This window comes from Variovorax sp. OV084, assembly GCF_900111625.1.
In the GTDB taxonomy this organism is placed as follows: domain Bacteria; phylum Pseudomonadota; class Gammaproteobacteria; order Burkholderiales; family Burkholderiaceae_C; genus Variovorax.
In genome coordinates this window covers 1-22,590 of the sequence record NZ_FOII01000014.1, presented here as the reverse complement: position 1 = coordinate 22,590, position 22,590 = coordinate 1, and the positions used below count along the sequence as shown (strand labels likewise).

Genomic DNA, 22,590 nt, shown 5'->3' with positions numbered 1-22,590 from the left:
AGCGATAGACTGCGCCCGATCGCTACGCTTTCCGTAGCGACTTCATCCACTTCATCGAAGGAATCACCCATGGCCGAGACAGCCGCGAACCGCGCGCCGAGGATCCCCCCACTCGAAGCCCCCTACCCCGAACCCATCGGCGAACTGCTCACGCGCATGACGCCGCCACAGGCGCCCGAAGTTCTCGCGCTGTTCCGCGTGATGGCCGTGAACCCCGCGCTGGCCGAGCGCACGCTCGACCTGGGTCGCTACCTGCTCGGCCGCAAGGCCGCCATCAGCCTGCGCGAACGCGAGATCGTGATCCTGCGGGTCTGCGCCCGCTGCGGCGCGGAGTACGAATGGGGTGTGCACTGGACCGGCTTTGCAGACGCGGCCGGCTTCAGCGAGACCGATCGGCGCGTGATGGCCTCGCCAGACGAAGATCTCTCATTGCTCGCGGCGCGCGATCGGCTGCTGGTGTCAATGGTCGACCAGCTGCACGACACCAGCGACGTAGACGATGCGCTCTGGGAAGCCTTGAACGCACACTGGAGCCACGCGCAGCTGGTCGAGCTGATGATGCTCGCGGGCTGGTACCACTCGGTGAGCTACGTGTGCAATGCAGCGCGCGTGCCGCTGGAGAAGTGGGCAGCGCGCTGGTAAGGCCGACAGCAACAACCTATTTCGGCACGCGCATCAACCGCAGCCCGTTCGCCACCACCAGCAGGCTCGCACCCATATCGGCGAACACCGCCATCCACATCGTCGCGCTGCCGAACACGGCGAGCACGAAGAACACGCCCTTGATGCCCAGCGCGAGCGTGATGTTCTGCCACAGCACCGAATGCGCGCGGCGCGAAAGGCGGATGGTCTCGGGGATGCGGCGCAGGTCGTCGTTCATGATGACCACGTCGGCCGCTTCCATCGCGGTGTCGGTGCCGGCCCCGCCCATCGCGAAGCCGATGTCGGCCTGCGCGAGCGCGGGGGCATCGTTGATGCCGTCGCCGGTCATCGCGGCCGCGCCGTAGCGCTGCTGCATGGCCTTGATGGCGTCGAGCTTTTCCTCGGGCAGCAGGTTGCCGCGCACGTCGTCGATGCCGGCGTGGGCGCCGATGGTCTTTGCCGTGGCGGTGTTGTCGCCGGTGAGCATCACGGGCACGACGCCAAGCGCGCGCAGCTCCGCAACCGCGGCCTGCGACGATTCCTTGATGGTGTCGGCCACGGCAAACAGCGCGAGCACGGCCTTGTCCGATGCGAGCAACGTGACAGTGCGGCCCGCTTCTTCATGGCGCTTCAATTCGGCGTCGAGCGACGGCGTGCACAGGCCACGTTCCTCGATCAGGCGGTGGTTGCCGAGCACGTAGGACTGCCCCGCGTGCGTGGCCTGCACGCCGCGGCCGGGCAGCGCGGTGAAGTCGCCGACCTCGTCCCGCTGCCCCTTCAAGCCTTCGGCAATGGCCTTCGACACGGGGTGATCGGAGCGGCCCGCGATGCTGGCGGCAATGGCGAACACCGTAGCTTCGTTGCCCGATGCGTCGATCAGCACGGACTCCACAAGCTTCGGCTTGCCTTCCGTGATGGTGCCCGTCTTGTCGAGCGCAACGGCCTTGAGCTTGCGTGCCTCCTCAAGGTAGGTACCGCCCTTGATGAGGATGCCGCGCCGTGCGGCCGATGCGAGCGCGCTCACCACCGTGACGGGCGTGGAAATCACCAGCGCACACGGGCATGCGATGACCAGCAACACCAGCGCCTTGTAGATGGCCTGCAGCCAGGTCCAGTCCATGAACAGCGGCGTGAGCGTCGCGACGGCCAGCGCCAGCACGAAGACGGTGGGCGTGTAGATGGCGGCAAACCTGTCGACGAAGCGCTGCGTCGGCGCGCGCGAGCCCTGTGCCTCTTCGACCGCGTGGATGATGCGCGCGAGCGTGGTGTTGGCCGCCACGGCCGTCACGCGAAACTCCAGCGCGGCGGTCTGGTTGATGGTGCCTGCGAACACGGCGTCGCCGATGGTCTTGTCGACCGGAATGCTCTCGCCCGTGACTGGTGCCTGGTCGATGGCGCTGATGCCGGCGGTGACAACGCCGTCGAGGGGCACGCGTTCGCCGGGGCGGATACGCGCGATGGTGTCGAGCACCACGGTGTCGGCCATCACAGTCTTCCAACTGCCGTCGGCCTGCTTCACCTCGGCCTGCTCGGGCGCGAGCGCCAGCAGGCTCTGGATGGCGTTGCGCGCGCGGTCCACGGTGCGGGCTTCGATGAGCTCGGCAATCGCATAGAGCGCCATCACCATCGCGGCTTCGGGCCACTGGCCGATGATGAAAGCGCCCGTCACGGCCACGGCCATCAGGGCATTGATGTTGAGGCGCCCGCGCACCAATGCGCCGAAGCCCTTCTTGTAGGTGTCGAGTCCGGCAAGGCCTATGGCGCCCAGCGCGAGCACCATCTCGGCGGCCATGAAGCCCTTGCCCTCGAGCCCCATGAAGGAGATCGACTCGGCCGCGATGGCCAGCACCAATGCGGCGACGAGGCGCGCGAGGCCCATGCTCATGCCCGCAATGCGCGCTGGCGCGACGGGTTTCGCGCCTGTCGCTTCGACTACAGGCTCGGGCTTGAAGCCGGCCTTGCGGATTGCATCGAGCGCCAGGGGCAGGGCAGCAGCGTCCGCCGTGATTGCCATCGTGCGTTCGCCGAGGCGAAAGCGCAGACCCTGGACACCGGCTACCGGCTCCAGCGCGCGGCGGATCTCGGACTCTTCGACGGCGCAATCCATCGTGGGAATGCGAAAGAGCAAGGCGCCCTTCGGGATGTCGGCCGTGTCGACGACGGCTGGCGACGAGCCGCAGACCGGGTTGCCGCAGCAGGAGGTTTCGGCCGGAGCATGCGCATGCGTCTGTCCGTGCGCATGGCTGTGACCATGGTCGTGATCGTGCGGGTGAAGGGCCGGAGTGACCGGGCTCAGAGTGGTCTGATTCGTCATGGAATCGATTGGAAACCCTGAAGCAGGTGTAGAGTCAACCGCTCATTTCCACTCGTACATTTGCCGCATCATGAAAATCGGTGAACTGGCCAAGGTCGCGAACACGCCGGTCGAAACCATCCGGTACTACGAGCGCGAGCGACTGCTGCCCGAGCCCGCGCGCACCGACGGCAACTACCGCATCTACGACGAAGACCACGCCCAGCGCCTGGGTTTCATCCGCCGTTGCCGCTCGCTGGACATGACCCTCGACGAGATCCGCAGCCTGCTGAAATTTCGCGACGCACCACAGGAAGACTGCGGCGAGGTCAACCAGCTGCTGGACGACCACATCGGCCACGTGGCTGCGCGCATCACCGAGCTCAAGACATTGGAAAAGCAGTTGAAGGCGCTGCGCCAACAGTGCTGTGGCCCCGAATCGGCAAGCGCCTGCGGCATCCTGCAGGAACTGGACACCGCCGCGCTCGCACCCGAGGCCTTCAGTCAGCACGCAGGCCACGTGCATGGGGCGCTGCACGCGCCCGCCAAGCGCGCCGGCTAGTCAGGCCGGCCGGCCGGGCTTGCTATTTGCCGATGAGCTGCGTGAGCTTGTCCGCCTCGAAGCTCTCGTCGCGCGCCGCGTCGCCGGGCACGCAGTCCTTGGTGCCGGGCTGCGCCGACAGCTTCTCGATGGCCTGCCACAACAGCGCGATCTGGTGCTCCTGCCCCGACGCGCTGTCGACCAGCCCGCGCAGCGCCTGGCTCAGCGGGTCATCGTCCAGCGTGATGCCGTAGGCGGAGAACTTCTGCGGCTCGGCCACATCGGCGCTCTCGTCGGTCTTCGACGGGATGATGCGCGCGGGAATGCCCACCGCCGTCGCCCCTGCCGGCACCGGCTTGATGACCACCGCATTGCTGCCGATCTTCGCGCCGTCGCCAACGACGAACCCGCCCAGCACCTTGGCCCCCGCGCTCACCACCACATTGCGCCCCAGCGTCGGATGCCGCTTGGTGCCCTTGTAGAGCGAGGTGCCGCCCAGCGTCACGCCCTGATAGATGGTGCAGCCGTCGCCAATCTCGGCCGTTTCGCCGACCACCACGCCCATGGCATGGTCGAAGAACACCCGCTCGCCGATCTTGGCCGCCGGGTGAATCTCGATGCCGGTCATCCAGCGCGCCCAGTGCGCAATGAAGCGGGCGGGCCACTTGAAGCCATGCGTCCAACAGGCGTGTGCCCAGCGATGCAGCACCACGGCATGGAAGCCGGGGTAGACCGTGATCACTTCCCAGGCGCTGCGGGCGGCCGGGTCGCGTTCGAGGATGCACCGGATGTCGGCGCGCAGTCGAGAGAACATCGCTGCCTTTTGTCGTTATATCGATATGGGGCGGGCAGTCTATAACCCGCCGTCATCGCTTACAGGCGATAAGGTTTTAAAAGGCTACGAGCCTCGCGGCGGGCGGGTGGCGTCGCTCATGGCCTTGGCGATGCCGCGCAGGATGTGGATTTCTTCCGGCGTGGGCTGGGCGCGGTTGAAGAGCTGCTGCAGCCTCGGCATCAGCTTCTTGGGCGCCTCTGGGTCGAGAAAGCCGATCTCCACGAGGGAGCGCTCCCAGTGATCGAGCATGCCGGCCACGGCCTGCGCATCGGCCGCCTGCACCGGGTTGGTGGCCTCGCGCACCTCGTAGCCGCCGAGCGCCAGCCGCCATTCATAAGCAACCACCTGGATTGCCGCGCCCAGGTTCAGCGAGCCGAACTTCGGGTCGGTCGGGATGCTCAGCGCCACGTTGCAGCGGTAGACGTCTTCGTTCCGCATGCCGAAACGCTCGGAGCCGAACAGGAAAGCCACGTGCTGGTCGCCCTGCTTCGCCAGCGGCTCCAGGTGCTCCCGGGGCGTGCGGGTGGGCGGGCCGAAGTCGCGCGGGATCATGGCCGTGGCGCACAGGTGGGTCACGCCGTCCAGGGCTTCGTCCAGCGTTTCGACGATGCGGGCGTTGGTCAGCACGTCGAGCGCACCACTCGCGCGCTGGATGGTTTCCTCGCGCCGCAGCACGTTGGCCCAGCGGGGCGCCACCAGCACGAGGTCGTCGAAACCCATGGTTTTCATGGCGCGGGCGGCGGCGCCCACATTGCCGGCGTGACTGGTCTGGATCAGGATGAAACGGGTGCGCATGGCGGGTTTGGAGACACTAACGGGCGGAGCCGGTAAAATGCCCGATTCTCGCCGCCCGCATCGCCGGGTCGCCTCCGGGGGACCAACCCCACCGTTCTTCTCACAATCCAGAATGTCGTCCCCCAACCTGCATCCCATGCTCAACGTGGCCGTCAAGGCCGCACGCGCCGCCGGCGCGATCATCAACCGCGCCGCCCTCGACGTCGAGGCCGTGCGCATCTCCCAGAAGCAGGTCAACGACTTCGTCACCGAAGTCGATCACGCCAGCGAAAAAGCGATCATCGAGACGCTGCTTGGCGCATACCCGGGGCACGGCATCCTGGCCGAAGAATCGGGCACCGAATACGGCGCCAAAGACTCCGACTACGTCTGGATCATCGATCCGCTCGACGGCACCACCAATTTCATCCACGGCTTCCCTGTGTACTGCGTGTCCATCGCACTGTCGGTGCGCGGCAAGATCGAGCAGGCCGTGGTCTACGACCCCACCCGCAACGACCTGTTCACCGCCACCAAGGGCCGCGGCGCCTACATGAACGAGCGCCGCATCCGCGTCTCGAAGCGCACCCGCCTCAACGAGTGCCTGATTTCCACCGGCTTCCCGTTCCGCACCGGCGACAACTTCAAGCAGTACCTGGCCATCATGGCGGACATGATGCCCCGCGCGGCCGGCCTGCGTCGCCCCGGCGCCGCTGCGCTCGACCTGGCCTACGTGGCCGCCGGCTTCACCGACGCGTTCTTCGAAACCGGCCTGAACCCCTGGGACGTGGCCGCGGGTTCGCTGCTGGTTACCGAGGCCGGCGGCCTCATCGGCAACTTCACGGGCGAGCCCGAATTCCTCGAGCAGCGCGAATGCCTGGCCGGCGCCCCACGCATCTACGGCCAGCTGGTGCCGCTGCTCGCCAAGTACTCCAAGTTCGCCAACGTCGACGACAAGCTGCGCGCCAGCGACCGCGTGCGCGCCGTGTCCGCCTCGACCAAGTCGAACGCGGACGATGCCTCGGTCGACCTCTACGCCCGCAGCACCGTGGTCGACTTTGCCGACGAAGCGGCCGAAGGCGCCACCCCGGCCGCCGCCGAAGCGAAGCCCGCTCCCCGCAAGCTCACGCGCGTGCGCCGTGACGCGCCCGCCAACGGTGCCTCTCCCCAGTCTTCCCAGCCTTCCCAGCCCCGCGAGGGCGACGCTTCCGCCAAGTGACGATGCTGGGGCCCAACGCCGCGCCCCGCGTTCGTGCCGCTCTGCGCATTGCGCTGAGCCACTACGTCGCGAGCGGGCTCACCGTTGCGCTGGGCCTGCTGTTCATCTCGGGCGGCATCCACTTCTGGCTCGGCACCATCGCTGCCTCGGCCGCCGCCACCGGCGTGATCGTCACCGCGCCGCCCGACCTGCCCGGCCCGCGCCGCGGCAAGTTCTTCCAGATGCTGCCGGCGCCGCTCATCGGCCTGCCGCTGTTCTTTGCCGTGCAGATGCTGCACACCGCGCCAATCCGCCTCGGGCTGCTGCTGGTGCCCGCCACCTTCATGGCCTTCCTGGCCATGGCCTGGGGCAAGCGGGGCATCCCGATCGCGATCGCGGTGATGTTCTCGATGGTGTTCTCCATGGCCACGCCGGCCCCCACCGGCATGGCCGACGCGCTGGAGCGCACCTGGCACTTCGGCCTGGGCGCGGGCCTGTACGTGATCTGGGCCACGCTCGCCAACCTGGCACTCAACGGGCGCTTTCGCACCCAGTCGGTAGCCGACGTGCTGTATTCGCTGGCCGCGCTGATGCGCACCGAGGCCAGCCAGTTCCTGCCGCAGGACGAAACCCGCGACGTGCGCGACACCCCCGCGCCGGTGCTGGGCCAGCTACTGCGTGAACAGGCCGCGCTGGCCGACCAGCTGCAGGCCACGCGCGACATCGTGCTCGAATCGCCGCGCACCCCGCGCCGCCAGCGCCTGGCCGCCATGCTGGTGATCGTGCTCGAAATGCGCGACCAGCTGCTGGCCAGCGAGCTCGACCTGGACACCCTGCGTGCCCACCCCGCACATGCCGAGGCGCTGATCGAAATGCGCTGCGTGCTCGAAGAACTCGCCGACGAAACCATCGCGCTGGCCGACGCCCTCATGATGGGCCGCCACCCCGAAGCCGTGGCCGACCGGCGCCCGCGCCTCGCGGCCATCCACGTTTCGGCCGACGACAGCGCAAACATGCACGGTGGAGGCGGCGGCCACATCGGCCCCACGGCTGCCATGCTCGCGCGCGGGCTGGCCAGCCGCATCGGCCACATCAACGACGAAGTGCTGCGCCTGTCGGCCATGGCGCGCGGCGATGCCGAGCCCAACCTTGCCGTGGTGCGCGCCAACTGGCAGCTCTTCGTGAGCCCGACCGACTGGTCGTTGCGCCCCTTCCTCACGCTGTGGCGCTGGGACCAGCCGCCGCTGCGCCACGCCATTCGCGCGGCGCTGGCCATTGCCGCGGGCTACGCCATCGCTGTGTCGATGCCCTGGGGCTCTCACGACTACTGGATCCTGCTGACCATCGTGGTCGTGCTGCGCGGCAGCCTCTCGCAGACGCTGGAGCGGCGCAACGCGCGCGTGGCCGGCACGCTGCTGGGCTGCGTGCTCGCGGTGGGGCTGCTGTCGGCGCACCCGTCGGCGCTGATGCTGCTGGTGATCGTGACCGTGGCGCAGGCCATTGCGCACAGCTTCGCGGTGCGGCGCTACCTCATCACCGCCGTGGCGGCCACCGTGCTCGGCCTGGTGCAGGCCCACATGCTGAACGTGGGCGTGGCGCCCATCTTCGCGCTGTTCGAGCGCATCGCCGACACGCTCATCGGCGCAGCGCTGGCCTGGGGCTTCTGCTACGTGCTGCCCTCGTGGGAGCGCACGCAGATTCCGGCGCTGGTGTCGCGCGTGCTCACCGCGCAGGCCCGGCATGCGCGCCTGGCGCTCGGCCTGGGCCAGCTGCAGGCCATCGACAGCAGCCCCGAGCTCGAATGGCGTCTCGCGCGCCGCGAGGCCTACGACAGCCTCTCGGCGCTGGTGCAGGCCACGCAGCGCTCGCTGTCGGAGCCGCGCGCGGTGCAGCCGCCGCTGGAGCCGCTCGAACACCTGCAGGCCCACAGCTACCAGCTGCTCGCGCAACTGAGCGCGGTGAAGTCGATGCTCGTGCTGCGGCGCGACCGCCTCACGCCGGCAGAGGTCGAGGGCCCCATCAGCCGCACCGCGCAGCGCATCGAGGCGGCCATCGGAACCACTCCCACCACCGGCCCCTCTCACCCCGAGAGCGCCGGCTCGACCACCGTCGGTGGCCCGATCCCCCTGCCCGACCCGTTCGACAACGACATCAGCCCCTGGCTGCTGCGCCGGCTCGACCTGGCCACGGCCCTGGCCACGCAGCTGCGCGACGACGCGGCGCGAATTCTTCAACCCCTGAACGAGACAACAGCAGCCACGACGACCACCGCCTGATGACCAAAGAGATACTTGCCCACCCCTGGTTCGGCACATGGATTGCCATCCTCGTCGCCATCCCGCTCGCTCTTCTGGTTCACCGCATCGGCGGCCTTGTCCTGAAGCGCATCACCCGCCCCGTACCCACGGTGCACGCGATGGTGATCAACTGCAACGCGCCGGCGCGGCTCGTGCTGCCGCTGGTGGCGCTGCTGCTCATCTTCCAGGCGGCGCCTGACGACCTTCGCTTCATCGGCAACGTTCGCCACCTCAATGGACTGCTGCTCATCGCCGCCGCCACCTGGCTCACGGTGAAGGCCATCAGCGGTTTCGCCGACGGCGTGCTGGCGCAAAACCCCTCCGACATCGCCGACAACCTGCAGGCTCGTCGCGTGCTCACGCAGACCCGCGTGCTTGCGCGCACCGCCATGACAGTGGTCGTGGTGGCCGGCGGCGCGATGATGCTCATGACCTTTCCCGGCGCGCGCCAGGTGGGCGCGAGCCTGCTGGCCTCGGCCGGCGTGATCGGCATCGTGGCCGGTCTTGCGGCCAAGCCGGTGTTCAGCAACCTCATCGCCGGCCTGCAGATTGCGCTGGCGCAGCCGATCCGCATCGACGACGTGCTGGTGGTCGAAGGCGAATGGGGCCGCGTCGAAGAAATCACCGGCACCTTCGTCGTCATCCGCATCTGGGACGACCGGCGCCTGATCCTGCCGCTCACCTATTTCATCGAGAAGCCGTTCCAGAACTGGACGCGTCACTCGGCCCAGCTGCTCGGCTCGGTCTTCATCTACGTCGACTACGGCATGCCGCTCGCGCCGCTGCGCGAAGAGGCAGAGCGCATCGTGAAGGCCGCGCCCGAGTGGGACGGCCGCTTCTTCAACCTGCGCGTGACCGACGCCACCGAGCGCACCGTGCAGGTCCGCGTGCTCTGCACCGCCGCCACCTCGGGGCTGGCCTTCGACCTGCGCTGCAGCGTGCGCGAGGGGCTGATCGATTTCATGCAGCGCGAGTACCCGCAGTTCCTGCCGAAGACGCGCATCGCGAGCGAAGGCAACCAGGAGCGCGAACACCAGCAGGCTGTGGCCTGATCCAGCCTTGAAGCCAGAGCAACCGCCCCCCGAACGGCACTCCGCGCTCACGCGGGCCCTGCTGTACGGCTTTGCGCTGCTGTGCCTGGTGCTCGGCCTCATCGGCGTCGTCGTGCCCGGCATGCCAACGACGGTGTTCATCCTGATGGCCGCATGGGCCGCGGCCCGCAGCTCGCCGCGGCTGCACGCCTGGCTGCTGAATCACCGCCTGTTCGGCCCGCTGCTGCACAACTGGGCCAACGGCCGTACCGTGAGCCGCCGCGCCAAGTGGAGCGCGACGGCAACGATGGCGGTGTGCGCGGTGATCGTTTCTTTCACCGCACACCGCACCTGGCTCGCCGTACTGGCCATCGCGTGCATGGCGACGGTGCTGGCGTGGCTGTGGTCGCGGCCTGTTCCTCCTCCCCCAGCCCCGCCGACACCGTGAGCATTGCGACCGGGGATCAGCGCCTGCGACGCATCGCAGGAAGCGCGAGGTTCGTGAACGCGCGCAGCAGCCACTCCACCGGCCCGTAGACGAAGCGGCTCATCCACCAGCGGCTCAGCACCAGCTGCGCCGCGAAGATCGCGAAGGCGATGGCCGTTGCCGCGAGCGGGCCGACCGTGCCGATCCAGCGCAGCCCGTACGCCAGGAAGAGCCATGCGCACACCAGCGACTGCATCAGGTAGTTGGTCAGCGCCATGCGCCCCGCCGGCGCCAGCAGGCCTTCGAGCACGTGACCGCGCGGCGTCTGCATCAGCAGCACCAGGCCTGAGGCATAGGCGGCGGCAAGAAAAGGCGCCGTCAGCAGCGTGGCCGCGAGGCCATAGAGCTCGCGGACAGCGTTGTCCAGCCGTATCGACGGAAAGGCATACACCAGGGCCCCCGGCAGCCCGATGGCCAGCCCCCAGAACAGCAGTCGCCGGAACAGCGCACGATGCGCATCGGCGTTCGCGAAGAGTCCGCGCCGCCCGGCGATGAAGCCCGCGAAGAACATCGCCAGCGCCGTCGGCGCCTGCACAAGCCCCGTGACCCACCAGATCTGCGACAGCTCGCGCAGGTGCTGGACGATCACCGTGGCGGGCGTTCCGCGATAGGCCCCCAGTGCCGCAGCCGCCTCGCCGTAGGCATTGCGCATCGTGTCCTGCGGAATGCCGGCCAGCGCCCACAGATACCCCATGCCAGCCCAGAGCAGCGCCGTCGCCAGCACCAGCCCGACCGCGCAGCGAGCGAGGAATACATCGCTGCGCCGCCGGAGCATCAGCAGCACCGCGCCCAGCACCGCATAGGTGGTGAGGATGTCGCCGTGATAGAGCACCACAGCATGCAACAGGCCGATGACCCACAGCGCCCCCAGGCGCCGCAGCAGGCGCGGCGCGAAGGGCTTGCCGTCGCGTTCGGCCGCGCGCATCTGCAAGGTGAAGCTGTAGCCGAAGAGAAAGGAGAACAGCAGATAGAACTTGGTCTCGAACACCAGCGTCCTGACGAGCAGGGCCGCGCGCTCCAGTGCCGATTGCGCCATCGGATCGGGCACGCCGACGCCGTAGTAGGTCGAGGAAAAGCTCGCGATGTTCACGACAAGGATGCCCAGCAGCGCGAAGCCGCGCAGGGCGTCGACCAGCGACTGGCGTTCAGGGTCGACTTTTCTCATGAGTCCACCATTAGACCAAGCGGCCGATCTGCGGTTCAAAAGCCCCTTGATCTCGAACGCCCCACTCGGCTTGAGCACTGCGGCGCACCATGGCACGATCCGCCGGATGACCAGCAGACCCACCGCCGCGCAGCAACTGCGCGACCTCGCACGGCTGCGCCGCGTTCGCGACCGGATCGACCGCGAATACGCGCAGCCACTGGACCTTGAAACGCTTGCCCGCGACGCGGGCATGTCGGCCGGGCACCTGAGCCGCCAGTTCCGCATCGCCTACGGCGAGCCGCCGTATGCCTACCTGATGACGCGGCGCATCGAGCGCGCAATGGCGCTGCTGCGCCGCGGCGACCTCAGCGTTACCGAGGTCTGCTTCGCGGTCGGCTGCGGATCGCTGGGCACCTTCACCACCCGCTTCACCGAACTCGTCGGCATGCCGCCCGGCAGCTACCGGCGCCAGGAAGCGAGCGCGACCGAGGGAATGCCTTCGTGCGTGGCCAAGCAGGTGACACGACCGATCAGGAATCGAGAAGCGCCGGCCCCGGAGCCGCAGCTAGCATCGCCACCCCTGCCTACCTAGCACTATCGCCATGAACATCACCATTCACTCGACCTTCCTCCCGCACGACGACCCGGAAACCTCGCTGGCCTTCTACCGCGACACCCTCGGCTTCGAGATTCGCAACGACGTCGGATACGGCGGCATGCGCTGGATCACGATCGGCCCCGCCGGCCAGCCCGGCATTTCGATCGTGCTGTATCCGCCGGCCGCCACGCCCGGCCTCACCGACGACGAGCGCCGCACCATCGCCGAGATGATGGCCAAGGGCACCTACGCCACGATCCTGTTTGCCACCAAGGACCTCGACGGCGCCTTCGCGCGGCTGCAGGCCGCCAAGGCCGAGATCGTCGAGGAGCCGACCGAGCAGCCCTACGGCGTTCGCGACTGCGCCGTGCGCGACCCGGCGGGCAACATGATCCGCATCCAGCAACTGCGCTGACCCATCACCCCAAAGACGGAGACACGGAGACACGATGAGCAAGGCCCCAAAGAAGGACTCGAAGGACACGCAGAAAAACGCACCGCACGCCGCCGACCACCACGACCTGATCCGCGTGCAGGGCGCGCGCGTGAACAACCTCAAGGACATCAGCGTCGAGCTGCCCAAACGGCGGCTGACGGTGTTCACCGGCGTCTCGGGCTCGGGCAAGAGTTCGCTGGTGTTCGGCACCATCGCCGCGGAGTCGCAGCGGCTCATCAACGAAACCTACAGCGCCTTCGTGCAGGGCTTCATGCCAACGCTGGCGCGGCCCGAGGTCGACGTGCTCGACGGCCTGACGACCGCGATCATCGTGGACCAGGAGCGCATGGGCGGCGACCCGCGCTCCACCGTCGGCACCGCGACCGACGCCAACGCGATGCTGCGCATTCTCTTCAGCCGCCTCGGCAAACCGCACATCGGCTCGCCGAGCGCCTTTGCATTCAACGTGCCATCGGTCAAGGCAACCGGCGTCATCACCGTCGAACGCGGCACCAGCAAGACCGTGAAGCAAAGCTTCAATCGCACCGGCGGCATGTGCCCGCGCTGCGAAGGCCGGGGCGCCATTACCGACTTCGACCTGACGGCGTTCTACGACGACAGCAAGTCGCTCAACGAGGGCGCGCTCACCATTCCCGGCTTCAGCATGGAGGGCTGGTACGGCCGCATCTTCAACGGCTGCGGCTTCTTCGACCCCGACAAGCCGATCCGCAAGTTCACCAAGAAAGAGCTCGACGCCCTGCTCCACAAGGAGCCGACCAAGATCAAGGTCGATGGCATCAACCTCACCTACCAGGGACTGATTCCGCAGGTGCAGAAGTCTTTCCTCGCGAAAGACGTCGATGCCATGCAGCCGCACATCCGCGCCTTCGTGGAGCGGGCAGTAACGTTCAGCACCTGCCCCGAGTGCGAAGGCACCCGGCTCAGCGAGGCGGCCCGGTCTTCGAAGATCAAGAAGATCAACATCGCCGATGCATGCACCATGCAGATCAGCGACCTGGCCGAATGGGTGCGCGGCCTCGACGAGCCTTCTGTGGCGCCGCTGCTCGCCAAGCTGGCGCACACGCTCGACTCGTTCGTGGAAATCGGGCTCGGCTACCTGAGCCTCGATCGTCCCTCGGGCACGCTCTCGGGCGGCGAGGCGCAGCGCACGAAGATGATTCGCCATCTCGGCTCCTCGCTCACCGACGTGACCTACGTCTTCGACGAGCCGACCATCGGGCTGCACCCCCACGACATCCAGCGCATGAACAGCCTGCTGCTGCGGCTGCGCGACAAGGGCAACACCGTCCTCGTCGTGGAGCACAAGCCCGAGGCCATCGCCATCGCCGACCACGTCGTTGACCTCGGCCCCGGCGCGGGCACTGCCGGCGGCACCGTCTGTTTCGAGGGTACCGTCGAGGCGTTGCGCGCCAGCAGCACCCTCACAGGCCGGCACCTCGACGACCGGGCCGCTCTGAAGAAGAAGGTGCGCAAGCCCACTGGCAAGCTGCCGATCCGCGGCGCGAAGACGCACAACCTGCGCAACGTGAGCGTCGACGTGCCGCTCGGCGTGCTGGTCGTCGTGACGGGAGTGGCTGGCTCCGGCAAGAGCTCGCTCGTGCACGGGTCGATTCCTGCCGGCGCGGGCGTGGTGTCGGTAGACCAGGGCTCGATACGCGGCTCGCGGCGCAGCAACCCTGCCACCTACACCGGGCTGCTCGACCCGATCCGCAATGCGTTTGCGAAGGCCAACGGCGTGAAGCCTGCCCTGTTCAGCGCCAACTCCGAGGGCGCCTGCCCCGCCTGCAACGGCGCCGGCGTCATCTACACCGACCTCGCGATGATGGCCGGCGTTGCCACCACCTGCGAAGAGTGCGAGGGCAAGCGCTTTCACGCCTCGGTGCTCGAGCATCACTTCGGCGGGCGCGACATCAGCGAAGTGCTCGCCATGTCGGTGACTGAAGCCAAAGAGTTCTTCGGCGCTGGCGATGCACGCACGCCGGCTGCGCACGCCATCCTCGACCGGCTGGCCGACGTCGGGCTCGGCTACCTCAGCCTGGGCCAGCCGCTCACCACGCTTTCAGGCGGCGAGCGGCAACGGCTCAAGCTGGCCACTCATATGGCGGAGAAAGGCGGCGTGTACGTGCTCGACGAGCCGACAGCCGGCCTGCACCTTGCCGACGTCGAGCAACTGCTCGGCCTGCTAGACAGGCTGGTGGATGCAGGCAAGTCGGTCATCGTCGTCGAGCACCACCAGGCGGTGATGGCGCACGCCGACTGGATCATCGACCTCGGCCCCGGCGCCGGGCATGACGGCGGCCGGGTCGTGTTCGAGGGCACGCCTGCTGACCTCGTCGCCAGCCGCTCCACCCTCACGGGCGAGCATCTCGCGGCCTACGTCGGCGCCTGAGCGGGGCGCTTCTTGCGCGGCGCAGCAGGCTTAGGCCGCTGCGCGCCCACCGCGCTCGCATACGCCTTCACGGCCCATTCGCGCAGCACGTGCGGGTCGTCCATCGCATCGACCGGCGCCTGGTAGTAGCTCGCCACCTTGACGTTCGAGACGCGCGTGGCATACGTGAAAGGCGTTGCTCCGATGCGTTCGAACTCCGGGCGGGTGGTGTCGTCCACTCGCAAGTAGAGCGTGCTCTTCATGACGAAGGCGAACTGCACACCCTGCATGACCAGACCGAAGCCGCCGAAGAAGCGCTTGACCTCGATCGGGCCCATCGCATGCAGCGACTCGGCCAGCTCGAGCGCACGCTCACGCGACGGTTCGGACTTTGTTGGTGCGGCTGTAGCTCCTTTTGCACGGCTCATGCGACGGCCTTGCGTCGCGGGTCCGTCACGGGGAAGCCACCATGCACTTCGAGCAGCCGGAGCAGCGCTTCGGAGCTGTGCGCCCTGGCCCAGTCCTTTTCTGAATCGGTAATACCCACGGCATGAAGAAAGTCGAACTGGCCCGAGGCCAGCTGCGCCGTGGCGGGGTAGTGCTTCGGCTCAGCCAGCACAACGCAGCGCAGGCCGATGGCGCCCTTCTCGCGGATCACATCGCCAATGGGGATGCGGCCGCCGTAGTCGAGCAGCGGTTTGTCTTCACCGAATTGCCCGTGCGCGAGCAGCACGTTGTAGGCCAGCAGCCGGCGCAGCAGCTTGATCGGCCACTGGTCCTTGGGCTGCGAGGGCACCTCGATGACCAGCTCGGAACCCAGCCACGAATATTCCTCGGGGTTGTAGTCGGCAGGCTCCGTCTCCCAGGGCGTCGATCCGCCCGAAGTGACGTAGAGCCACGAGTTGCGCGTGGGCGTCGGCTCGAACTCGAACACGCCGAGGTGCAGCCAGCGCGGATCGATGTTTTCGGCGCCCAGCGACGTGAAGTCGTCGTGGTCCAGCACGAAGATGCCGTTGTGCTTTTCACCGAACAGCTGCGGGTAAAGGGTCTCCTCGCGGTAGGCCCAGACTTCTTCCAACGAACTCATCGGCTGCTCCTCCTCTGTATGTCCATGCCGACGAGAGCATAAGCGTGAGACCGGACAGACGCCACCGGCATTAAGGACTAGAGTGCCCCACGCGGATGTCTTTCTGCGCATCACCGAAAGGACTCCCATGACACACACCAGGCCTTGCGATGGCTGACGCCCCCTTCTTTCACGACGCTTCGGGCACGGTGCGCTTTTCGGTGGCGGTGGAAGGCCACGACGTGAACGCAAGCATCGGAAGGGAAACCCTGCGCTATCACTACCGCACCGGCGAAGACGCCGACCCACTGAACACCTACGGCCTTCATGCCCAGGAAATCGACGCGGCCGTGCGACGCCGGCTGGCGCAGGGCTCGATGGAGCCCGTGATGCTGCGGGAAAACGACCTCAAGGCTCCCGCCTAGGGCCTCAACCCTTTCGCTTGAGCACGATCCCGCGGATCGTCGCGAGCAGCAGCCGCGCGCCCTCCCCCAGCTCGCCGCTGCGGCGCACCGTGAACCCGACCGGGCCTTCGGTGCTCGACGTGTCGATGGCCACGCGCTTCAACTCGCCGCGCGCGATGAAGCCTTCCACCGCTCCTTGCGGCGCGAACCATACTGCGTCGCAGCGCTGCAGCAGCCCCACCACGAAGCTCGTGTCGGTCGCCTCCACCAGCCGATTGGGCAGCGCCAGGCCTTGCGCGATCAGGAAGGCATCGGCCGTGTGCCTGATGAGCGTGCCCGACACCGGCAACACCAGCGGGTGCGCGGCCAGCGCGTCGAGCGTCGGCTTGCGCCGTGACGCGAGCGGATGGCCGGGGCGCACCACCAACAGCAGCGGCTCGCTGAAGAGCTGTTCGAAGGCCAGGTCAGCCATCGCCGAGGCTTGCGCGAGGCGGCCGAGCACGACGTCGATTTCGCCCTGGCGCAGCTGCGTCATGAGCTGCGCATTGGTGCCGCTCATCACGCGCACGCGCAGCGCGGGGTGCGCTTCGTTCAGCAGGGCGACGGCTTCGGGCAGCAGGTTGGCCACCATGTTCGGCAAGGCGCCAACGGCCACGCGCAACTGGTCGGCCTCGGGCTGGTCCATGGCCAGGCCCATGCCTTCGCGCAGGCCGCGCAGGGCAGAGACGGCATGGCGCACCAGCACCTCGGCGGCCGGCGTGAGCTCCACGCCGCGGCGGCGGCGCAGCAGCAGCTGGCGGCCGACGATCTCTTCCAGCTCGGCAATGGTCTTGGACACCGCCGGCTGTGTAAGCGACAGCGCCTCGGCCGCGCGCACGAGGTTGCGCTCTTGCGCCACCATCACGAGGCATTGCAGATGGCGCAGCTTCAGGCGCGCAAAGTTCATGGCTGACATGGGGCTTTCCTTGAGCGAGCGGCCGTTTGAATATAACCATTTGGAATACCTGGCAGAAGAGCTTTCAGTTGTACCGGTGCTCCCAGCCTCCTAGAGTTGCCTCCAACAAGGAGACAAACAGAGACATGACCACCGGTTCACCGAAAGCCTTCGGCGGCACACGCCGCCTTGCCTTTGCCATCACTACCTGCGCGGCACTCGCCCTTGGCACCATCGCCACCCACGCCACCGCAGCCGATGCGCCCTACCCCACCAAGGCGGTGAAGTTCCTCACCAACTTCCCCGCAGGCGGCCCCATCGACATCCTCGGCCGCGCGCTGGCCGATGCGCTGCAGAAAGACCTGAAGCAGCCCTTCATCGTCGACAACCGGCCCGGCGCCGGCGGCAACATCGGCGCCGACCTGGTCGCCAAGAGCCCGGCAGACGGCTACACCGTGCTGCTGGGCATCGACAGCACCTTCACCATCAATCCGCATCTGTACGCGTCGATGCCCTTCGCGGCCAAAGACCTGAAGCCGCTGATGATCTTCAGCTCTTCGGGCCTGAGCTTCGGCGTGGCCCCGGGCGTCAAGGCGAAGACGCTGCCCGAGTTCATCACGCAGGCCAAGGCCGAGCCGGCCACCTTCAGCTCGGCAGGCAACGGCAGCCCCGGCCACATTGCCGCCGAGATCTTTGCAACCGAAACGGGCGCGAAGATCACGCACGTGCCCTACAAGGGCAACTCGCCCGCCGTGCTGGCGCTGATGGGCGACGAGGTGCAGGCCGGCATCCTCGCCACGCCGGGCCTGCTGCCGCAGGTGCAGTCGGGCAAGCTGCGCGCGCTGGCCGTTACCGGCAAGCAACGCTCGCCGCTGCTGCCGCAGGTGCCCACCGTGGGCGAACTGGGCCTGAAGGGCCTGGAGTTCGAGGTGCTCTATATCTCGATGGTGCCCGCCGCCACGCCCGAACCGGTGATGCAGACGCTGCGAGCCTCGCTGCAGAAGGCGATGGCCCTGCCCGAGGTCAAGGCCCGGCTGGCCTCGCTCGACATGGTGCCGCTCGGCGAAACCGGCAGCGCGGCCAGCGAGCACCTGGCCGCCAGCCAGGCGCGCTACGGCCGCATCGTCAAGGCAACCGGCATGAAGGTGGACTGATGAGGCCGGTGTTGTCGCGGGGTAAACCCCGGCAATGGTTGATTTGATCAATCGAACGCAGCGTCTTCAGAATCGTCCGCAACCGCGAGCCTCGCGGTCACACTTACTGGTCACCGCCCGACCGAAGACGACGACAAGGACTTGCCCATCATGCTGCCGACCTCCCTTTTCACCCGCCGCGCCGCCGGCCTGCTGGCCATTGCCGGCTTTGCGGCGGCCTTCGCCACCCAGGCAAGCGCCCAGGCCAAGTTCGACACACCCCTGCACATCGTGGTCGGCTACGCCCCCGGCGGCGCCACCGACCGCGTGGCGCGCATCGTGGGCGACAAGCTCGGCGCCAAGCTGGGCGTGGCGGTGGTGGTCGACAACAAGCCCGGCGCGGGCGGCCGCCTTGCGGCGCAGCAGGTGAAGATCACGCCCGCCAACCAGAACGTGCTGATGCTCGCCAACCCCGCCGTGATGATCGTCGCGCCGCTGGTCTTCAAGGACAACAACTACGACCCCGAGCGCGACTTCGTGCCCGTGTCGTACGTCAACGACTACAACTTTGCGCTTGCCGTCTCGCCCAGCCTGCCCGTGCGCGAGCTGAACCATCTGCTGGCCTGGATGCGCGCCAACCCCACGCAGGCCAACGTGGGCGTGCCGGCCACCGGCAGCCTGCCGCACTTCTTCGGCCTCATGGTCGGAGAAAAGGCCAACGTGCAGACCCAGGTGATCGGCTACCGCGGCTCGGCCCCGCTGCTGAACGACCTGATCGGCGGACAGGTGCCCATTGCCGTCGACACCGAAGACGTGGTGGTGCCGCAGCATGCGGCGGGCAAGCTGCGCATCCTGGCGCTGTCGGGCGCCAAGCGCTCGCCCTTTGCGCCGAACGTGCCCACCTTCAAGGAAGCCGGCCTCGACCTTTCCGCCACCGGCTGGAACACCTTCTTCGCGCCGAACAGCATGTCGAAGGACAAGGTCGAGCGCCTGTCCAACCTGATCCGCGAAGTCATGCAAGACCCGGACACGCAACGCAAGTTCAAGGACTCCGGCATGACGCCGGTGGTGAGCACCCAGGCACAGACCGCTGCCATGCTCAAGGCCTACCGCGCGCAGTGGGCGCCCGTAGTGCAGAAGTCAGGCTACCAACCCTGACCCCCGAAAGAAACGTCAAAGAGACATGACCACCAGACCCAACATCATCTTCATCGTTGCCGACGACCTCGGCTATGCAGACCTCGGCTGCTACGGCGGCCGCGATGCCGTGTTCGGCCCCGTGTCGCCCGTGCTCGACGGCCTGGCTGCCAACGGCCTGAAGCTCACGCAGGGCTACGCGAACTCGCCCGTGTGCTCGCCCACGCGCTTCGGCATGATCACTGGCCGCTACCAGTACCGCCTGCGCGGCGCCGCCGAAGAGCCCATCAACAGCAAGAGCCGCGGCAGCACCACGCTCGGCCTGCCCACCGACCACCCCACCCTGCCGTCATTGCTGAAAGCCAGCGGCTACCAGACCGCGCTCATCGGCAAATGGCACCTGGGCTACCCGCCCACCTTCGGCCCGCTGCGCTCGGGGTACGACGAATTCTTCGGGCCCATGTCGGGCGGCGTCGACTACTTCACCCACTGCGATTCCACCGGCCGCCACGACCTGTGGTTTGGCGAAGAAGACAAGCAGGAAGAGGGCTACCTCACCGACATCCTCTCCAAGCGCGCGGTCGAGTATGTGGAGCGCATGTCAGAGCAGGAAGCGCCCTTCTTCCTGAGCCTGCACTACACCGCCCCGCACTGGCCATGGGAAACGCGTGACGACGCCGCCAAGGCGCCCACCGTGAAGGACAACCTGTTCGACCTGGCCGGCGGCAACATTCATGTGTACCGCCGCATGATTCATCACATGGACGAAGGCATCGGCTGGATCATGGCCGCACTGCAAAAGCACGGCATGGCCGACAACACGCTGGTGGTGTTCACCAGCGACAACGGCGGCGAACGCTTCTCGGACAACTGGCCGCTGGTAGGCGGCAAGATGGATTTGACCGAAGGCGGCATCCGCGTGCCATGGATCGCGCACTGGCCCGCGGTGATTGGCAAAGGCGGCGAGAGCACGCAGCTGTGCATGACCATGGACTGGTCGGCCACCATGCTCGACGCGGCCGGAGTTTCAGCGCACTCGGACTATCCGCTGGACGGCGTGTCGCTGATGCCCGTGCTGAAAGACGCGAAGCACAGCTTTCGCAGGCCGCTGCACTGGCGCATGAACCATCGCGGGCAGGAAGCGATGCGCGATGGGGACTGGAAGTACCTGAAGGTGGACGGGAACGAGTACCTGTTCAACATTCCTGCGGATGAGCGCGAGCGGGCGAATCTGGGGAAGAAGGAGCCTGAACGACTGGCTGCAATGCGGGCGGACTGGGCGGCTTGGAATGCGACGATGCCTGCTATTCCGGAGGATGCGACGGTTAGTTTGGGGTATTCGGTTCGGGATATGCCACAGAGGTGAGGGGCGACAGCAAGGGCTCTTGCCGTAGAAAGCGAGCGCATGTCCCCCCGAAGACGCAAGGCCCGAAGGCCTGCACCGGTAGACATGATCGAGCCATCTCAAAGGGCGGATCTAAGCGCTTCAAAGTGCAATGGGTCTTGCACTTCGATGAGTGAGATCAGATCATCTACCGCAGCCTCGATGTCGCAGATTAGGTCGGTATTCGAGGCAATGCGTTCGATGTTGTTGGCATGTGAGAAGTAGTGCAGAACCTTCAATATGCGCTTGGACTTTTCCCGGCCAAACAGCCTCTCGGCGCGTTGGTCTACCGTTCCGTTGACCGAATCAGGATATTTTGCATATGTGTAGAGCTCCACGAAGCGACGTACCGCATTGGGAATGTGCATCAGCACCTTGTAGTCGGACTTGTCCGTGGCGTTCCTGAAATCATCTAGCACCGAGAAGAGGAAGTGATATTCCGAGGAGTACTTGGACATCGAATCCGGCATATTCCCGAAAGTCGATGCGGTTGGCGAGACTCGCTTGATCAAGTAATTTGAGGTCTTCTTCGCGCTCACCGGCAGCTCGCGGAGAAGTCCGAAGAATTCGAAGTTGTGCGTGGAGAAAAAGACCTGCTGGCACTTCGTCTTCCACTCCCCTCCCGGCCCTCCTGCCTGCTCAAAGAAGATCTCACGAATGATTGCAGCAACCTGAAAGATGTGATTGCTGTCAAGGCTGGAGATCGGATCATCGATATAGACGATCGCCTTGTCGAAGTCCTTGAGTTCTTTGAGTTTGGTTAGGAAGAACGAGAAGGCGATAGCCGTCTTCTCGCCTTCGCTTAGGTGCTTAGCGATGCTGCCGTCGCGTCGCACCAGCTGGAATCGCTCCTCGCCCGCGATCTTCAGCACCTTGATCTGCACGCTGTCCGAGCCAAGGAGGTTCTCGATGCACTGGTTAATTTCCTCACGGCCTTTTTGCGATTGGCTGATCGTGGCTTCTAGGTCGAGCCTCTGCTTTTCGACCGATTCGCCACACGCTTTCAGCTTCTGCACACGCGCGCCATATCGTTTTTGTTTCCCCGCGCGCCCGTCCAGATCCTCGCGCTCGTAAAAGGCCTGGGCATGGTGGAGCTTGGCACGCTTGATCGCCTCATGCTTCTCCTTCTTGAAGTGCTGAGCCACTTGATTGTGTTCGCCGATCACCTTATCCAACGCTACTCCTGCCTTGATCCAGGCGTCCACCGCGGTCTCGTCGAGGGTCGCAAACTCTCGGGCGGCGAAGGGCGCCGCGATTTTCTCTCGCACCTCCCCTTCCAACTTGGCTACGAGCTTGTCATGCGCTTCGCCCGCTGTCTGCGCAGTGTCGGCTGCTGCCGTATAGCGATCTCGAAACTGCGCATTCACCGTCAGTGCACTCGCTGGAGCGAACGCCAGTTGGGCCTGGGAAACACGTTCGAGGAGCATTTCAAGCTTGTCCTTGAAGTCGGCCTGATCCTTTGAAAAGTGCTCGCGGAGCTCCTTCAACCGCTCCGCGCTCAGAGAATTTCCGCAGAACTCGCAATTCTCCTTGTGCTCATGCAACGGAAGCCCGATCTCGATCCAACGCGCGACCGCGGTGTTTTGAGTGAGGTATCCGATCGCATGCGCCATCTCTGGCTTCTGCGCAAGCAGCTTCCGGGCGTCGTTCCAGACGTCAGGCAACAAGCTCTCGGCGTTCAACTTGTCAATCGACGGCAACGCGTCTTGCTCCGACGTTCGAGCAAGCTTCGTGTCAGCGTCGAGCTGCTCGTCGGTCAGCTTGCAGTCTGAATCGCCCCGGCTTTTGTGGAGGCTCAACACTCTGAGAGGATTGAGCCATGAAGAAATCGAACAAGTTCTCACCCGAGGTGCGTGAGCGCGCG

The 22,590-nt window shown here is 66.5% G+C and carries 21 protein-coding genes; 13 read left to right on the top strand and 8 right to left on the bottom strand.

Features of this window, described 5'->3' with window-relative positions:
* Positions 1-69 precede the first annotated feature (69 nt).
* On the top strand, positions 70-642 hold the full coding sequence (locus BMW87_RS26120; RefSeq protein WP_093079827.1) for a carboxymuconolactone decarboxylase family protein: 573 nt from the start codon (positions 70-72) through the stop codon (positions 640-642).
* A 16-nt stretch (positions 643-658) separates the two neighbouring features.
* Here the strand turns inward: BMW87_RS26120 and BMW87_RS26115 are convergent, their stop codons facing one another.
* Positions 659-2,956 carry a heavy metal translocating P-type ATPase gene (locus tag BMW87_RS26115; RefSeq protein ID WP_093079824.1) on the bottom strand — a complete coding sequence of 766 codons (2,298 nt, stop codon included), beginning with the start codon at positions 2,954-2,956 and terminating at the stop codon, positions 659-661.
* A gap of 70 nt (positions 2,957-3,026) precedes the next feature.
* Between BMW87_RS26115 and cadR the strand changes: the two genes are divergently transcribed.
* Complete coding sequence (cadR, locus tag BMW87_RS26110; RefSeq protein ID WP_093057901.1) at positions 3,027-3,497, top strand: Cd(II)/Pb(II)-responsive transcriptional regulator; 471 nt, start codon at positions 3,027-3,029, stop codon at positions 3,495-3,497.
* 22 nt (positions 3,498-3,519) lie between these two features.
* Here the strand turns inward: cadR and cysE are convergent, their stop codons facing one another.
* A complete protein-coding gene (gene cysE / locus BMW87_RS26105) occupies positions 3,520-4,290 on the bottom strand; it encodes a serine O-acetyltransferase (RefSeq protein WP_093057902.1) in 771 nt (256 codons plus the stop codon).
* Positions 4,291-4,374: 84 nt separating this feature from the next.
* Positions 4,375-5,106, bottom strand: a complete 732-nt coding sequence (locus BMW87_RS26100; protein ID WP_093079822.1) for an RNA methyltransferase — start codon at positions 5,104-5,106, stop codon at positions 4,375-4,377.
* A gap of 112 nt (positions 5,107-5,218) precedes the next feature.
* On the opposite strand from BMW87_RS26100, the gene BMW87_RS26095 reads away from it, so the two are divergent.
* From BMW87_RS26095 to BMW87_RS26080, 4 genes are read left to right on the top strand one after another with little or no spacing between them, the layout of a single operon-like run.
* Positions 5,219-6,304 carry an inositol monophosphatase family protein gene (locus BMW87_RS26095; protein ID WP_093079819.1) on the top strand — a complete coding sequence of 362 codons (1,086 nt, stop codon included), beginning with the start codon at positions 5,219-5,221 and terminating at the stop codon, positions 6,302-6,304.
* Positions 6,305-6,306: 2 nt separating this feature from the next.
* Positions 6,307-8,559 carry an FUSC family protein gene (locus BMW87_RS26090; RefSeq protein WP_093057905.1) on the top strand — a complete coding sequence of 751 codons (2,253 nt, stop codon included), beginning with the start codon at positions 6,307-6,309 and terminating at the stop codon, positions 8,557-8,559.
* On the top strand, positions 8,559-9,632 hold the full coding sequence (locus tag BMW87_RS26085) for a mechanosensitive ion channel family protein (RefSeq protein ID WP_093079817.1): 1,074 nt from the start codon (positions 8,559-8,561) through the stop codon (positions 9,630-9,632). The genes BMW87_RS26090 and BMW87_RS26085 overlap by 1 nt, the downstream gene beginning before the upstream one ends.
* 7 nt (positions 9,633-9,639) lie before the next feature.
* On the top strand, positions 9,640-10,059 hold the full coding sequence (locus tag BMW87_RS26080; protein WP_256216919.1) for a YbaN family protein: 420 nt from the start codon (positions 9,640-9,642) through the stop codon (positions 10,057-10,059).
* A 16-nt stretch (positions 10,060-10,075) separates the two neighbouring features.
* On the opposite strand, the gene BMW87_RS26075 is transcribed toward BMW87_RS26080, so the two are convergent.
* Positions 10,076-11,263 (bottom strand): DUF418 domain-containing protein, encoded by a 1,188-nt coding sequence (locus BMW87_RS26075; RefSeq protein WP_093079812.1) that lies wholly within the window; start codon positions 11,261-11,263, stop codon positions 10,076-10,078.
* A gap of 106 nt (positions 11,264-11,369) precedes the next feature.
* Here BMW87_RS26075 and BMW87_RS26070 point away from each other — a divergent pair, with 106 nt between their 5' ends.
* From BMW87_RS26070 to BMW87_RS26060, 3 genes are read left to right on the top strand one after another with little or no spacing between them, the layout of a single operon-like run.
* Complete coding sequence (locus BMW87_RS26070; protein WP_093079809.1) at positions 11,370-11,837, top strand: helix-turn-helix transcriptional regulator; 468 nt, start codon at positions 11,370-11,372, stop codon at positions 11,835-11,837.
* Positions 11,838-11,847: 10 nt separating this feature from the next.
* Positions 11,848-12,258: a VOC family protein gene (locus BMW87_RS26065; RefSeq protein WP_093079807.1), complete on the top strand. Its 411-nt coding sequence runs from the start codon at positions 11,848-11,850 to the stop codon at positions 12,256-12,258.
* A gap of 34 nt (positions 12,259-12,292) precedes the next feature.
* Positions 12,293-14,689, top strand: coding sequence for an ATP-binding cassette domain-containing protein (locus BMW87_RS26060; RefSeq protein ID WP_093079804.1), 2,397 nt, complete (start codon positions 12,293-12,295; stop codon positions 14,687-14,689).
* On the opposite strand, the gene BMW87_RS26055 is transcribed toward BMW87_RS26060, so the two are convergent.
* Both BMW87_RS26055 and BMW87_RS26050 read right to left on the bottom strand, forming a co-directional pair.
* Positions 14,674-15,096, bottom strand: a complete 423-nt coding sequence (locus BMW87_RS26055; protein ID WP_093079801.1) for a TfoX/Sxy family protein — start codon at positions 15,094-15,096, stop codon at positions 14,674-14,676. The genes BMW87_RS26060 and BMW87_RS26055 overlap by 16 nt on opposite strands.
* On the bottom strand, positions 15,093-15,755 hold the full coding sequence (locus tag BMW87_RS26050) for a suppressor of fused domain protein (RefSeq protein WP_176928914.1): 663 nt from the start codon (positions 15,753-15,755) through the stop codon (positions 15,093-15,095). The genes BMW87_RS26055 and BMW87_RS26050 overlap by 4 nt, the downstream gene beginning before the upstream one ends.
* A 149-nt stretch (positions 15,756-15,904) precedes the next feature.
* Here BMW87_RS26050 and BMW87_RS26045 point away from each other — a divergent pair, with 149 nt between their 5' ends.
* Positions 15,905-16,159, top strand: coding sequence for a DUF1488 family protein (locus BMW87_RS26045; protein ID WP_093079799.1), 255 nt, complete (start codon positions 15,905-15,907; stop codon positions 16,157-16,159).
* A gap of 4 nt (positions 16,160-16,163) precedes the next feature.
* Here BMW87_RS26045 and BMW87_RS26040 read toward each other — a convergent pair whose 3' ends face one another.
* Entirely contained in the window at positions 16,164-17,093 is a 930-nt protein-coding gene (locus BMW87_RS26040; RefSeq protein ID WP_256216918.1) for a LysR substrate-binding domain-containing protein, read from the bottom strand.
* 125 nt (positions 17,094-17,218) lie between these two features.
* Here BMW87_RS26040 and BMW87_RS26035 point away from each other — a divergent pair, with 125 nt between their 5' ends.
* The 3 genes from BMW87_RS26035 to BMW87_RS26025 all read left to right on the top strand — a co-directional run bounded on the left by BMW87_RS26035 (position 17,219) and on the right by BMW87_RS26025 (position 20,708).
* The gene (locus tag BMW87_RS26035; RefSeq protein ID WP_093079796.1) at positions 17,219-18,226 is read left to right on the top strand and encodes a Bug family tripartite tricarboxylate transporter substrate binding protein; all 1,008 of its coding nucleotides are present in this window, start codon (positions 17,219-17,221) and stop codon (positions 18,224-18,226) included.
* Between the two features lie 150 nt (positions 18,227-18,376).
* Positions 18,377-19,363 (top strand): Bug family tripartite tricarboxylate transporter substrate binding protein, encoded by a 987-nt coding sequence (locus BMW87_RS26030; protein ID WP_093057916.1) that lies wholly within the window; start codon positions 18,377-18,379, stop codon positions 19,361-19,363.
* Positions 19,364-19,388: 25 nt separating this feature from the next.
* Positions 19,389-20,708 carry a sulfatase family protein gene (locus tag BMW87_RS26025; protein WP_093079795.1) on the top strand — a complete coding sequence of 440 codons (1,320 nt, stop codon included), beginning with the start codon at positions 19,389-19,391 and terminating at the stop codon, positions 20,706-20,708.
* Between the two features lie 98 nt (positions 20,709-20,806).
* Here the strand turns inward: BMW87_RS26025 and BMW87_RS26020 are convergent.
* On the bottom strand, positions 20,807-22,590 hold a 1,784-nt coding region (locus BMW87_RS26020; protein WP_143062615.1), incomplete at its 5' end, for an AAA family ATPase.

Bases quoted from the DNA above. Each gene is read 5' to 3' on its own strand.
- BMW87_RS26120 (WP_093079827.1), top strand. From the start codon at position 70: ATGGCCGAGACAGCCGCGAACCGCGCGCCGAGGATCCCCCCACTCGAA.
- BMW87_RS26115 (WP_093079824.1), bottom strand. From the start codon at position 2,956: ATGACGAATCAGACCACTCTGAGCCCGGTCACTCCGGCCCTTCACCCG.
- cadR (WP_093057901.1), top strand. From the start codon at position 3,027: ATGAAAATCGGTGAACTGGCCAAGGTCGCGAACACGCCGGTCGAAACC.
- cysE (WP_093057902.1), bottom strand. From the start codon at position 4,290: ATGTTCTCTCGACTGCGCGCCGACATCCGGTGCATCCTCGAACGCGAC.
- BMW87_RS26100 (WP_093079822.1), bottom strand. From the start codon at position 5,106: ATGCGCACCCGTTTCATCCTGATCCAGACCAGTCACGCCGGCAATGTG.
- BMW87_RS26095 (WP_093079819.1), top strand. From the start codon at position 5,219: ATGTCGTCCCCCAACCTGCATCCCATGCTCAACGTGGCCGTCAAGGCC.
- BMW87_RS26090 (WP_093057905.1), top strand. From the start codon at position 6,307: ATGCTGGGGCCCAACGCCGCGCCCCGCGTTCGTGCCGCTCTGCGCATT.
- BMW87_RS26085 (WP_093079817.1), top strand. From the start codon at position 8,559: ATGACCAAAGAGATACTTGCCCACCCCTGGTTCGGCACATGGATTGCC.
- BMW87_RS26075 (WP_093079812.1), bottom strand. From the start codon at position 11,263: ATGAGAAAAGTCGACCCTGAACGCCAGTCGCTGGTCGACGCCCTGCGC.
- BMW87_RS26070 (WP_093079809.1), top strand. From the start codon at position 11,370: ATGACCAGCAGACCCACCGCCGCGCAGCAACTGCGCGACCTCGCACGG.
- BMW87_RS26065 (WP_093079807.1), top strand. From the start codon at position 11,848: ATGAACATCACCATTCACTCGACCTTCCTCCCGCACGACGACCCGGAA.
- BMW87_RS26060 (WP_093079804.1), top strand. From the start codon at position 12,293: ATGAGCAAGGCCCCAAAGAAGGACTCGAAGGACACGCAGAAAAACGCA.
- BMW87_RS26055 (WP_093079801.1), bottom strand. From the start codon at position 15,096: ATGAGCCGTGCAAAAGGAGCTACAGCCGCACCAACAAAGTCCGAACCG.
- BMW87_RS26050 (WP_176928914.1), bottom strand. From the start codon at position 15,755: ATGAGTTCGTTGGAAGAAGTCTGGGCCTACCGCGAGGAGACCCTTTAC.
- BMW87_RS26045 (WP_093079799.1), top strand. From the start codon at position 15,905: ATGGCTGACGCCCCCTTCTTTCACGACGCTTCGGGCACGGTGCGCTTT.
- BMW87_RS26040 (WP_256216918.1), bottom strand. From the start codon at position 17,093: ATGTCAGCCATGAACTTTGCGCGCCTGAAGCTGCGCCATCTGCAATGC.
- BMW87_RS26035 (WP_093079796.1), top strand. From the start codon at position 17,219: ATGACCACCGGTTCACCGAAAGCCTTCGGCGGCACACGCCGCCTTGCC.
- BMW87_RS26030 (WP_093057916.1), top strand. From the start codon at position 18,377: ATGCTGCCGACCTCCCTTTTCACCCGCCGCGCCGCCGGCCTGCTGGCC.
- BMW87_RS26025 (WP_093079795.1), top strand. From the start codon at position 19,389: ATGACCACCAGACCCAACATCATCTTCATCGTTGCCGACGACCTCGGC.